The following is a 12,494-nucleotide window of genomic DNA, read 5'->3' as shown; positions in this document are numbered from 1 at the left end:
TAAACGATTTGAAAAATCGTACAATGACTACTGATCGTTTGGTTGAATTATATATTACGATTCAGCAAAGACGAAGTGAATAAAGACAAGCCCAAGTACTCAATTAATTTTGAGTCTGGGCTTTTTTCTTATACAGTTACGCCAAATTCAGACTCAAGTACAGCTATAAAACCTGTATCTTCTTCTTTCGCGCGGTCGATGTATAACTCGATGTATTCTTGATTGCTTGCGAACTTCTCGTCGTTTACTGACTCTCTAAGCTCATCATCCATGTAAGTCGCTAACACTGTTAAATCTAATTCTTTACCTTCTAATACCACGATTTGTTTAATCATATCTCATTCCTCCACTGTGTTTGTTTTGTACGTCATCCCTTGTTGTTAATATAATTGTACCCTAATTAGGGTACAATGTAAACCCCTTTTAGGGTATTTTTTAGAAGTTTTTAATTATTTTTCAAAATGCATTTTCATGAAATCTGTCGAGATGATCCATGTCCGACCAGATAAACGAATTAGACCTTCTGAAACCCATTGGTCAATCTGTTCCTGCCCCACTTTCGAAGGTTTCAAACGGTTTTTAATCATATCAAGAGAGACGTCATAACGCTCGGCAGCCTCACTTAATACCATATAGTTATTAATATCAGTCATTTTCTTTTTCCTCCAATTTAGTTATATACGGATCGTGATACTTCTTTTCGCCAGCTTTACGAGCAGAAATGGCTTGTGCAAGTGTCTCGTATGTACCTAAATAATGCAACTTCCCTTTAACAGTAATGGTTGAACGATATCGCTCCGCGCCACTTCTAGTTTTAATTAAACTGACACCTTTAACGCCAGTTTTATTGTCCTTTCGTGCTTTTCGTTTTAAATAGGGAATAATTACACCGTCAACATTCATCTCTGAGTGTAATGTTTTTTGAAGAGTTTTACCTGCATCTCGACGCTGGCATCCACATGATTTAATACTTCCGTTCTTTAATTTATCACTAGCAACATACGTAGTCTCTCCACAATCACATAAACACTCCCAAACTACTTTACGAGATTTGCGCTCGGGCGTCGGATTCAGCGCTTTTAATCGATTAAATTTACGTCCAGATAAATCCTCCATGTGTGCCATTATTCCACCATCGTTTTAACTTCATTTTGTGTTAATTCAACAACATCACCAGCTTTAATTGTCATGTAAGAACGACCTTTTTGAGTGCAGTTTACATCGTAAACTTTACCTTCTTCAAGAGTGAAGAAAATTGTCATAACGTTTTTAATAATTTTCATCCCCTTTGTTTGTTGTGTGCTTTGCTTATATTCATATAATACCCTAATCAAGGTACTATATAAACCCCTAATAGGGTATTTATTTAAATTTATTTTCAGACAACAAAAAAAGCAGACAATCACATGGACCATCCACTCTTTTTGAGATCTTAAAAAATTAAGCTACCAACTTAATGCGCATATCGAAGCGCAAGTAAATATTACCATTTAATTGGATATGTGACAAATGTATAAAAAGACACTCGGTGAGTGATTTAGATGAAAGGTAAAATCCCAGGTACTCAATTAATTTTGAGCCTGGGATTTTTTGTTTAAACTAGTTTTTTAATTGCCCGTTTCAATGAAGGTTTACGTGGCTTCTTAATCTTTATAGGCTTAATCCCAGTTTATCGAATAATTTAACTTGTAAAATCCATACCACTATCAAATGCTTCATGTGCTACATTATGAAACTGTGTTATATTCTCTTCAGTTTCTTCCTTTACTTTAACAACGACTTTTATAAATGCCTGGCTATCACCAAAACTATGTTCCGTGTAGCAATCTACAATATCAGCACAATCAGGAATATTGTCTATTGCCTTGCATATCATTTCCTTAACTTTTTCTTTATCCATAACCTCACCTACACCCTTCCATTTGAATTTCGTTACTCATATCATTCAGTAATCATCATTTCTTATAAATGTTTGAACAAAATAATTAGTATCTACATACCATTTATCTTCTAGTATCGAATTTATCAACTGTACACGACATTTTTCTTCCCCAACTTCGAGTAAGTTATAGTGCTTGTAAAACTCTAAATAAGGGAAGTTTTTATTATCATCACCAGCATATAAAAACGACTTTCCAATTTGTTTTTTTAATTCATCATAATTTATTATGACAACTTTATGATTGGTTGAATTATCTGTAACCAACGCTTTTCCGTTTCTGACTTTAACAGTTATTGTAGCCATCCATTTCCCTCCTTCTTACTGAACATTTTTTATCTAGTGTGCAGAAATTTCCTATTCTTCTTCAATAAGAATAATTTCAACTTTTGAAATACGTTTATCTTCATGAGTTCCGAAACTGCAATCTTTATATGTTGCGTATACATCATAGATACCATCTCCAAAACCTGATTGAAACACAGTAGCAATCACGTTTTGATATTGCCCAGCTCCAAGTTCATTGTCTGTAAGTTCACATACTTCCTCATACGAGTCATTATGAATTTGAGTCCATACAAGTCCCATTTCATTTACTTCCACTATAAATTGAGTTAACAGAGAGTGAATAACCTCTAACTCATTCTTATCATTTGTTTTGATGAAATTTACACTTGTATTTGAAATTTCCACCGCATAACCCTTGTCTTGTAAAAACTCGGTTGCTCTGTCCTTTAGAGCCCCCCAAAACTTCATACCTTCAGGTGAACACTCAGATTCTTTCTTCCAATGTTCTTCAATATAACAAGGGTCAATTATCATCAATTGCCCTGAATCTACTCCAACACGTCCAATAAGTTTTCTATCCATATATCATTCCTCCTAAATGTTTAATGTAAAATTTCCTCATAATGTGCAGTAGCTCATTATTCATTGTCACCCTTCGGTATTATATTCAGAGTTAATTCCAAGTCTAATGCGTCAATCAACTTTACTAATGTTTGAAATTGAGGTATTCTTGTTCCATTTTCCATACGAGAAATAATATTTTGTGTGACCCCTGATATCCTAGATAGTTCACGTTGAGATATACCTCGATGAATACGATAAGATCTAATTGTGCCTACCATTTCATTAATATAAAATTCTTCTAGATTATCGTTTTTTTCTTCGTTCTTCAAATCTTCATAGTCATACATTATTTTGAACTCCTTATTCAATACTAAAACTTCACATTGATAATAGACTAATTTTAGTCAACTATCACTTTTAGTTTCCCCATATTCCTCTTCTCGTTCACTACCGACTAAAATTAAAGTTTCCTCTTTGACAGGATACATCATAATATAACTCCTCCTAAATTTAAATTTATTTTACAAAAAGTATAACACTTTTATATCTGATAATCAATATAATATATCAGATAAACCATTCTTTTAAGTTTACCTTTTTAAATACTTTTCAACTGATTCACGGATTTCTACTTGATTCACAAATCCTTTTAATCCCTCTATTGTTGTTTCTAATTGTCTTTCTAACTCTAAACGCTGCGGATTTTCATCCTGTAGCGTAAAAACAAATTGCTCGATACAATCTTTAAATATATGAGAGCGTTTCACCTTATTACCTAGCTCAACTGCTATGTGTTCTAACTTTTCGTATGATTCAGTGCTTAAGGTCACTATTAAGGATTCTGTACCGCCTTTAGGGCGGCTTTTAAGCTCCGAAACACTTTTTTTAATCGGCCCATTGTAGACATCAAGTAAAAACTCTTCAATCATATTATCACGCTCACCATGAGCAATATATAATTTCAATTGTTCAAGTGTACCAGGCGCAACTGTAAATGAACGAGTTAAGCCTTTCGTGTATTCGACGGGTTGATTGCGATGTTTTTCAATAATACTATTTAATATTTCGCGCATAACAGCGGAACGATTAGAATTAAATCGCTTTACGATTTGGTCTATTTTTCCGATTGCCTTATCATCTAAATAAAAAAAGACACTTTCCTCTCCAACTGAATCTTCAGGTGGATTAATAACACCCTGGAAATCTGATTTCAAAAACTCTCTAATAAATTTCGAACGTCGAAAAGAAGGTACTAATGATGTAAATTCATCTAGTTGGCTTTTCTCTACATAAAATGGATATTGTTTCATCCAATCACCTCTATAATATTTGATATAATTATAACATAAATACACAAGAAAAACGAAAGACAAAAAAACCTGAACTTATTGAAGTTCAGGCAGCAAATTAGAAATTATAATATAAAAAGTTGTAATAATCATAACAAAAACCAATGGGAATGTCACACTATTTTATAATGGAAATATACCATTAATGAACATCTTTATTTTTTTTGCGTTCTTTTGAAATTTTCATCTTCTTCGCTTGTGCTTTTAAGGATAACCCTTTCACTCTATTCAACATGTTTTCATCAATTCGTTGCGGATAATAACCTAAGCGATCCACTAAAATATTTTCAATTACCCAGGCTTTTCTAGTCCAGTATTCATACATTTCACCAGCATCATTTTTTGTTTCCAAAAAAACATCATCAACCGTTAAGTGTTCAGATAAATTATTTATCGTATTTAATGTAACGAACGTGCTACTACGTTCAGCACGAATTAATTTTAACCCATATAATAAGTCATGCGTGTGGCACTTCTCCAATTCACTTAATGATTTTGTAGCATGGTCAAGAAAGAACGCATTTCTTATTTTTTGTTTCATCGTTCTTTTTCCATCTTGATTCCCTTCGCCTTGATAGCCGCAAAAATCACATTTATACTCTTTTAATTCTAAACCGCAATATGGGCAAGTACTCATAAATATACCTCCTAATAATACAAATTAAGTGTATGAACAAAACGTATTTTAGTATCGCTTGATTTTTTGAAAGGATAGGTGTGATTTTGAAATAAAGTCACAATGTTTATAAAAAAGATGCGCTGTTTAAAATAAAGTTGCGATGAAATAAGAAACTAAAAATCATAAAAATGCTGATTTAACAGGCTTCTTTGGAAATTTTGATTAAACTTTTTTATAAAAATCACTCATGTATTTGCAAAGAAATTCTTCATTTTGATTAATCTTTGTTTAAAATGAAAGACTTCTTAAAATTCAAATACTTTAAATAGCCAATCTATCAAAAATATCGTTCCTATAATAAGTGAAAAACTTAGCATTATGGTAAACGCAATCGTGACCGCCCAAAATTGTTCGGGTTGTACTTTATTCCATTTAATAAAAAATCCCCGTATTAACTTCACAATTTATCACGCTCTTTCTTTTTTGGTATACTACTTTTAATCAATCTTTATTTCAAAGCTACAATAGGAGCACTACTTGAGTGCTCCTATTCAATTTTTAGAAGTAGCCTTTTTCCTTTAATGAAACATATATTGTGCTATCCTCTGTCACAATAACATGGTCTAAGACTTCAATTCCTAACAGATATCCAACTTCTAAAAGTCTTTTAGTAACTTCGATATCTTCTGGGCTTTCAGTCGCTATACCAGACGGATGTTGGTGTGCGAAACAGATACTTGCAGCATTATTTAGAATCGCTGCTTTAAAGGACTCTCTTGGGTGTACGATTGAAGAATTTAATGAACCTGTACTCACTCTATGAACACCGATTACTTGGTTTTTTGTGTTTAGCATGATTGCAATGAATACCTCGTTTGCTTCGTTACCGATGAAATGATGTGCAACTTCAGCTAAATCTCGTGGACTGCGAATTGTGAAACTTGCATACTTGTTTTTTGTTTTACGTGTAACCTGTCTAATTGATACAACTTCTAACATTTTTTCAATCATAAAATTTCCCTCGCTTTTTATATTATTGATTTCTAATTTGTTACGAGCCTTTAAGATTGCTCGCTTTCTCTCTGTTTCCCATCCCTCACTTTCTAATATAATTATAACACTTTTATACGAGATAAACAATAGGTATACACGAAATAAATGTCATTTTTATTCTCTTTTTTAGGGTTTTATTATTGCGTTCTTAGTCTTTTTTCTTATATTTTTTCGGCTTTCCGCACCCTCGGAGCAGTTGAAGGGCTGCCATAATCTTGTGCCGAATGGCAGATTATTTTTGCCATTCGGGACAATCTTCTTGCTACATCACGCACAAAAATTGTCAACGTATCGCAACTGCATGAATACCTTGAAGGTTCAAGACTTCAACGAAGGCTTGAGCCTTCTAGGTATTCAGCAAAGGAGAATAAGAGTTGATGATTTTTAGCACTTAGGTAGTCTTTGAGAAGGGGTCGGGGCCCCACTCGAAGAATACCTTAGTGCGTCTGCGTTATGTGGCAGTTCTTCAGCTGCATACACCACCTTGCTGTCCAAAATAAAAAAGCGCAGTTGCCTGCGCTTTTTTTGTTCTTTTAATGTTTTTTATTTTTAAGCTTTTACGCTCCATTTGCCCTGTTAAGCGAAAGGCAGGAACCTACAACTTGTTACAGCTGTTTATCAGCTGTTATAAGTTGTGGTTATCGACTAGAGTAAGGGAAAAGTGGTGGCTTATAGCGAGTTACAGATGGTGTTTTTTCAGCTGTTACTCGCTGTGCCATGAGCCAGGCATGGTTGCTTTTTCATCCATCCTTAAAGGCATTTAAAACAGACATTTGCAACACGGAAACAATTAAGTAATTTCATCAAAGAGTCCAAAATCATAAAGGAAGTAATCTTGGGATTTCCGGCCATAAATATTCCCATAGTCCTCTTTTTTTATGTCTTTTATGAAATTTCATTTTGTTTAAAACCCTTTTTAAATAGCTTTATTACTCCGAAATTAAACATATTATCTTTCTTGCTCTTTTTGCGTATTTGTTTTTCCAACATGCTCTTGTCGTTCCAGATCTATTTCTTTTCCACTCTCCATACCAAGACTTCCATACAGCAAGTTTCGATCCTTTGTCATTAAAGATAACTTATAATGCAAGTTTGATTCATCATTGATTTCATAATATTTTTTAAGAAAATCCATATTACGTTTAGCAGTATCATATTCCTTGAATTGATAATAATTATCCTTTTTGAATTGAGATTTATCGTCAGAACTTTTATAAGCCTGGATTAAAGAATAACTACTTTTATAAATTGAAAAACAGTCTTTCATTTTTTCTAATTTAAATATTTCATCATCCAAAGCAATAAGCTGCTTTTCGAAGTTTTCTATTAAATTTTCTGCTTTAATTTCAACCTCATTTAATTCACCAAGTGTCATATTTTCTTTATACAACTTACTACTTAATTCATTTAAATAGTTAATGTTTTGCTTAGTTGCCCATTTCAGCAAACCTCTATTATTTTTAAATTTATCTTGTGATTTATCAATCCATTGCTTATCAATAATACTTTGTTTAATTGGAACAAAATCTTTATTCTCTATTCTGTATTTTATCGAGGATTCTAAGTAGTTTAAGCCTAGAGTTTTAGTTCTCATAAACTTGTTCGATTTTGGATTTTTAAAAGATAAATATTTCCCTATTTTAGATTCATAACCCTGTTTCCCCATTAACTCTATAAAGTCATCAAAAGAATTGGCCTTTAAAATATTATTATCAATTATTTCTTCTAGCTTTCCTTTAAAAGATTTTTTCTTAGCTCTTGCTACATATTCATTAAAAGTTAAACCTTTATTACGTCCACTCTCAATAATAGTTAAACCGTGATTTTCAGATACCCTGTCGTTTTCTTTTCTTAAATCATTAATGGTATGTTGCCTTTTGCTATCAAACATTTTCAAAGTTTCAAATTCAATAGAATTGAAAATAATGTGATTGTGGAGATTTTCTGTTTCAGTGTGCGTTATAACAACAAATTGGTGCTTTCCTTTCAAGTAATTTTCAGCTAATTCAACACCATACTGGTGAGCTTGTTCAGGCGTTAAATTATCATTGCTATCAAAAGACTGAATTATCATTCTTGCACTCATATCTTTGTTGCTATTTCTCTTCTCATTGTAATCATATAGAACACTTTTAAAATCTCGTTCAATCGTATCAACATCACATTCATAAGTAGTAACGAGATCCTCATTCGTTTTATAGTCTTGCATACTGTATTTTACTGCTGCTCTTAAACTTCTAACCTTTTGTATTTTAACGATAGACATAAGAATCAATCCTTAATTAATAAATTTCATATTCGTCTAAAATATCCTTCAGCTTGTACCAATCTTCATCATCAAAAACATTATCTAACTTCAGTAATTTCATTTTTAATTTCTGAGTAAATAAAAAGATTTTATTAGCAAATTCAATTAGCTTTTTTTCATCTAATTCAAAAAGGGTATTCCCATATAAATATTCCCAAACATAATTAGCAATTTCATTCTCTTGTACTGGTGAATTTTCAATAGCTTCACCAATATAAATACAGTCGTCTTTTATTTGTTCAAACACTTCCTCCAGCACTACTTTTTTTGGAACTTCAATTTCGTTTTGCTGTAATGCTTTAATCAAATTTTCTTTTTCCTTTATATTTAAACTATCGCTTGTATATTTCTTTTTTAAGTTAAGCAAACGATCATATTCTTTATTCATTAAATCGATAATCTTTTTTTGATTTATTCTTAAAAAATCAATATCATTATCTGAATAAAATCCATCTGTATTTATCCTACGAATTAAACTATTTAGATTCTTACCAATGTAATTAATTTCTCTAGTCAACTTTCTATAAACACTCATATCTACCTCTAATCTAAAATGACTTTTTGAGCTGTCAATTACGAAAGCCGCAACCGTTTTAAATCCTAATTCTTCAGCTTTATTTTCTATAAATTGTTTATCTTCTTTTGATATAGATATATTTAATTTTGTTTTAATTCTCCCCATTAATTAACAACTCCTTTTATTAAAATTCGAGCGAAGCGACAACAAATATATAGCTGTTTATTTTGAAAAAATAACAGCTATATATTTGTAAAGGTCGTAGGAATATCCTACCAAGTCAAAAACGTAGTTTTTGGGGAGTGGGCGCCCACTCCCGTAGCTTGCCTTTTCTCTAAAACACAAATTTCACTAAGGATAATAATACCATTTTTCTCTATTACATGGTATAATAAAGGAAAGAAATAGAAAAAGGTGGATGGTGACATGGTATCAGTAGATGAACATACGCAAGTTGCAATGGAGATAGTATCTCAGGGAACTAAATTATCTGAAGAATTAATATTAAAGGTGCTGCAATCCTTGAATAATCTAATTAGTAATGACAACGGTAATAAAATCCCTGCCATAACAAACAACAGCAAAGAAGGTAAACAAAAGATTAATGACTTAATAAAAAAGCACAAAGATGGTGTAATGTCATTAGATGATAACGTGGGCAAAGATCAATTAAAAGACTATCAAAAAGAATTTAAGAAGATGGGCGTTGACTTTTCAATTGTTAAAAACGATGAAAAAAGTTACTCATTTTTCTTCGCTTCCAGGGATGCTAATGTAATTGAAAAATCTTTGAAAAACATAATTGAGAAAAAGAATAATATTCTGGAGAATAAAAAGCCTTCAATATTCTCAATAAATGGGGTCAAAAAAATTGACACCGAATTAAAACAACAAGACCAAAATAAAGATAAAAAGCGTGATAAAGAACTAACTAGATAGTATTAAATCCCCCACAATAAAAACAAATTAAAACGATAGTTGACTTTTTCATCTATCGTTTTAGTTTAACAATTGCAAAGGTGGTATTCTTTATGAGTGAAAATGTTGATAAAACAGAACACATTGAAATTGTAAGTAGTTCAGATAGAGAATTGGCATATCAAAAACTCTGTGAATTCGAGAAAAATTACTGCGAAAGTATTTATCAAAAAGCTAATGGTTCTGTAGTATACAAAATAGAACCTTCTCTATTAGCAGAATTAGAAAACGTAAAAGAAAGTGATTTGAAAGAATTAGATTTTTCAACTGTAGAATACCCTTCTTATGAAAGATTATTTGAATCTAGGTACAAAGAAAAATTCTTAAAAAATGTAGCTGCTATCAGTTCTAAGCAACTGGAAAAAAAGTTAGGAAGGGAAACATTGGTACAAGCAATAAACAACGATAAAGAATTGAAATTCCCTGTAAACTTAAAAGAAGTCGATTTAGATAATGATGGTGTGCCAGATCGAATAGATATTGACGATTCTAGAAATAGTGTTCAAACTGTAGCTGATTTAAATATAATTAAAAATTCAACTAGTAAAGATACGAATAGAGATATCGAAAAAGAAAAAGAAAAGCAAAAAAATAATATGGAATTATAAAACAAAGGAGTGATTTTAAATGAGAATTGTAAGTTTTATTATCAGTACCTTAATTAAATTGTTAATGTTTACTATTTCACTTTCATTTGCATTATTTAAGTTTGTAGTCAGCATCATCCTAATGATTCTGTCTTTAGGTGCAATTTCTTCTTCAAGTTCAAAATATTGAACCTAGTTAATGAAGCATCATTCGAAAGGAGAATCATTAAATTTTGAACGAATTACAAACGACTATCTTATAGCCTCCTATCACATGATAGGAGGCTATAATTTTTAACAAACTGGAGTTAACAAACTTGCAGGAGCAAGTTTAGCCCTTAATGGGCAGGAAATTCGCTTGTATCCCCTTCTTTTATATTTTTTGAAGTTATATACCTAAAGATTCTTTTAAGCGCTTAAAACGGTTTATATGGCCTCTGAAGAGAGAGTTTTTAATTCGGAATCTTTGGCAAATACTAAGATTCTAACTATTCAACAAGTATTGTATAGACAATAAAAATACAGATAGTCTGTTAGACCATCTGCATGTTATAATTAACCAGTCATACTAAACATAATTTATTTCTCTCAACCATAGAATTATGTTCTGTAATTGCATCTTTTATTTGCTTCGCTATTGCTCGTACCATCTTTACAGGTACAGCGTTGCATATCATTTGTTGAATAGCTGATAATTTACCCTTGAAAATAAAATCATCTTTCACACTAAATAACCTTGCACATTCTCTTCCAGATAAAGTTCTATTTAGTTCAGGATGTGTAATTAATGATTTTCTAGGATTAGTAATTGTAATAGAAGGTTTGTCATTATTCAGCCGTTTGTATACTGAGCTATGCGTATCTCCTTTTAACATACTTTTAGGGAGTAAATGTATCGGTATATTTCTCCAGTTTCCGCCTTGTGGAACATGACTCATTCGTTGAATTGTATCGACTCTTGATTTCGAAAAATCAAGTTGATTGGGTATGTCATCATGCAAGCCTTCAAAAGCTTGAGCGACTGTTACATATTGACTTGGTAAATGTGTTGGCTTGGGTAAATCAATTTTCCCTATTTTAGAACCAATTACAATGGCTCTACTACGTTCTTGCGGATCTCCATATTCGGACGCTGTAAGTATACCTGACGATATATCAAAATCGGATAATTCATTCTTAATTTCTTCCATAAATCGTCCATTACAAGCAGTTAACAATTGAGGTACATTTTCAATGACAACTACTTGGCAATTCGGATTTGCATTTACAGAATCGAGATACTCTTTTAATAATTTATTTTTTGGGCTATCAAGTAATTTTTGTTCATCCTTTCTTTGATTAGCTTGTGATAAATCTTGGCATGGGGGGCCTGCAAACATTACAGATGCACCTACTTGACCAAAATAAGATTTATCAAAGTCTCTTATATCCCCCTGGTGTATTGTATTGCTATGATTGAAGCGATAAGTTTCAACAGCATCTTTGTCTAACTCTAAAGCAAAAGCCACTTCGTATCCTTCATCTATAAAAGCACTATCCATAATTCCACAACCACTAAATAAACTAATAGCAGTTAATGGAATATGTAGGTTGTGAATTGCTTTCTTGATGTAATTAACAGACTTTTTAGCGCACGACTCAGCCTGTTCCAATACGCTATCAAATAACGACAATTGTTGATATGAAGTTTGGCCAACAACTTTTTCTAGTTCATTCTTTGATAAAACTACATCGAAAGTCTTTTTAACATTAATTAAAGTTGTAATATCGATTATATTTTTCTTTTTAGAAATGAAACGATTAACCTTATTTTTAAGTGACGATATAACACCTTGTTTTTGTTCCTGATTTTCATAACCACTAACATGAATTTCATTTTCTAGTATTTCAATCTGAAGATAATCTGCGTCTTTAAAAACGGCTAGAGCTTTTTTATTACGAATATCTAAAACTGGTTTTTCTCCATTTTTCACAGCTCTTTTAGATACTTTATTAGAAGTAATTTCATCCGTTGGAACGATAACAATTTTTTTGTTCTTTTGGTCTACAATGTATTTAATGTGATTTCCAATTTCAAAATTTGTTTGCTGAAGTTCTGTATCTTGAATATATAAACCACGATTTGATTTTTTAGCTTTTCTTTTTTTTATCACTTGAACTACTCCTTTTTGCTTTTGGCAAAGCGCTAAATGTCCCACAAAAGGGAGAATTTTTCCCCTTTGGTTGCTGCAAGTTCACCAACGCAAACAGAGCGAAGCCAGGGTTAACAGCACAAAAAGTTTTTCTGCCTTC

The 12,494-nt window shown here is 31.8% G+C and carries 16 protein-coding genes; 2 read left to right on the top strand and 14 right to left on the bottom strand.

Annotation, left to right across the window (positions count from 1 at the left end):
- Nucleotides 1-128 precede the first annotated feature (128 nt).
- From ACIQZG_RS22050 to ACIQZG_RS21990, 13 genes are all read right to left on the bottom strand, one after another.
- Nucleotides 129-335 (bottom strand): hypothetical protein, encoded by a 207-nt coding sequence (locus tag ACIQZG_RS22050; RefSeq protein WP_402757911.1) that lies wholly within the window; start codon nucleotides 333-335, stop codon nucleotides 129-131.
- 114 nt (nucleotides 336-449) lie between these two features.
- Nucleotides 450-653, bottom strand: a complete 204-nt coding sequence (locus ACIQZG_RS22045; protein WP_402757909.1) for a helix-turn-helix domain-containing protein — start codon at nucleotides 651-653, stop codon at nucleotides 450-452.
- Nucleotides 646-1,116 (bottom strand): hypothetical protein, encoded by a 471-nt coding sequence (locus tag ACIQZG_RS22040; RefSeq protein ID WP_402757907.1) that lies wholly within the window; start codon nucleotides 1,114-1,116, stop codon nucleotides 646-648. Before ACIQZG_RS22040 ends, ACIQZG_RS22045 begins: the two co-directional genes overlap by 8 nt.
- Nucleotides 1,117-1,124: 8 nt before the next feature.
- Nucleotides 1,125-1,334 (bottom strand): hypothetical protein, encoded by a 210-nt coding sequence (locus ACIQZG_RS22035; RefSeq protein WP_402757905.1) that lies wholly within the window; start codon nucleotides 1,332-1,334, stop codon nucleotides 1,125-1,127.
- Nucleotides 1,335-1,681: 347 nt separating this feature from the next.
- Nucleotides 1,682-1,900: a hypothetical protein gene (locus ACIQZG_RS22030; RefSeq protein ID WP_402757903.1), complete on the bottom strand. Its 219-nt coding sequence runs from the start codon at nucleotides 1,898-1,900 to the stop codon at nucleotides 1,682-1,684.
- Between the two features lie 45 nt (nucleotides 1,901-1,945).
- The gene (locus tag ACIQZG_RS22025; RefSeq protein ID WP_402757901.1) at nucleotides 1,946-2,245 is read right to left on the bottom strand and encodes a hypothetical protein; all 300 of its coding nucleotides are present in this window, start codon (nucleotides 2,243-2,245) and stop codon (nucleotides 1,946-1,948) included.
- 51 nt (nucleotides 2,246-2,296) lie between these two features.
- Entirely contained in the window at nucleotides 2,297-2,809 is a 513-nt protein-coding gene (locus tag ACIQZG_RS22020; RefSeq protein WP_402757899.1) for a hypothetical protein, read from the bottom strand.
- A gap of 56 nt (nucleotides 2,810-2,865) precedes the next feature.
- On the bottom strand, nucleotides 2,866-3,138 hold the full coding sequence (locus ACIQZG_RS22015; protein WP_402757897.1) for a helix-turn-helix domain-containing protein: 273 nt from the start codon (nucleotides 3,136-3,138) through the stop codon (nucleotides 2,866-2,868).
- Between the two features lie 243 nt (nucleotides 3,139-3,381).
- Nucleotides 3,382-4,101, bottom strand: a complete 720-nt coding sequence (locus ACIQZG_RS22010; RefSeq protein ID WP_402757895.1) for a ribbon-helix-helix protein, CopG family — start codon at nucleotides 4,099-4,101, stop codon at nucleotides 3,382-3,384.
- Between the two features lie 181 nt (nucleotides 4,102-4,282).
- Complete coding sequence (locus tag ACIQZG_RS22005) at nucleotides 4,283-4,777, bottom strand: hypothetical protein (protein WP_402757893.1); 495 nt, start codon at nucleotides 4,775-4,777, stop codon at nucleotides 4,283-4,285.
- Nucleotides 4,778-5,317: 540 nt separating this feature from the next.
- Nucleotides 5,318-5,770, bottom strand: coding sequence for a JAB domain-containing protein (locus ACIQZG_RS22000; protein WP_402757891.1), 453 nt, complete (start codon nucleotides 5,768-5,770; stop codon nucleotides 5,318-5,320).
- 991 nt (nucleotides 5,771-6,761) lie between these two features.
- The gene (locus ACIQZG_RS21995) at nucleotides 6,762-8,078 is read right to left on the bottom strand and encodes a relaxase/mobilization nuclease domain-containing protein (protein ID WP_402757889.1); all 1,317 of its coding nucleotides are present in this window, start codon (nucleotides 8,076-8,078) and stop codon (nucleotides 6,762-6,764) included.
- Nucleotides 8,079-8,094: 16 nt separating this feature from the next.
- The gene (locus ACIQZG_RS21990; protein ID WP_402757887.1) at nucleotides 8,095-8,802 is read right to left on the bottom strand and encodes a hypothetical protein; all 708 of its coding nucleotides are present in this window, start codon (nucleotides 8,800-8,802) and stop codon (nucleotides 8,095-8,097) included.
- A 261-nt stretch (nucleotides 8,803-9,063) separates the two neighbouring features.
- Between ACIQZG_RS21990 and ACIQZG_RS21985 the strand changes: the two genes are divergently transcribed.
- Complete coding sequence (locus tag ACIQZG_RS21985) at nucleotides 9,064-9,576, top strand: DUF3801 domain-containing protein (RefSeq protein WP_402757886.1); 513 nt, start codon at nucleotides 9,064-9,066, stop codon at nucleotides 9,574-9,576.
- A gap of 92 nt (nucleotides 9,577-9,668) precedes the next feature.
- A complete protein-coding gene (locus ACIQZG_RS21980) occupies nucleotides 9,669-10,223 on the top strand; it encodes a hypothetical protein (RefSeq protein WP_402757884.1) in 555 nt (184 codons plus the stop codon).
- Between the two features lie 542 nt (nucleotides 10,224-10,765).
- Here ACIQZG_RS21980 and ACIQZG_RS21975 read toward each other — a convergent pair.
- Nucleotides 10,766-12,400, bottom strand: a complete 1,635-nt coding sequence (locus ACIQZG_RS21975) for a DNA cytosine methyltransferase (protein WP_402757882.1) — start codon at nucleotides 12,398-12,400, stop codon at nucleotides 10,766-10,768.
- Nucleotides 12,401-12,494: the final 94 nt, after the last annotated feature.

This window comes from Lysinibacillus sp. NPDC096418 (assembly GCF_044762775.1).
In the GTDB taxonomy this organism is placed as follows: Bacteria; Bacillota; Bacilli; order Bacillales_A; family Planococcaceae; genus Lysinibacillus.
Note: the sequence above shows the minus strand (reverse complement) of the source record. Positions and strands in the feature narration are given on the sequence as shown.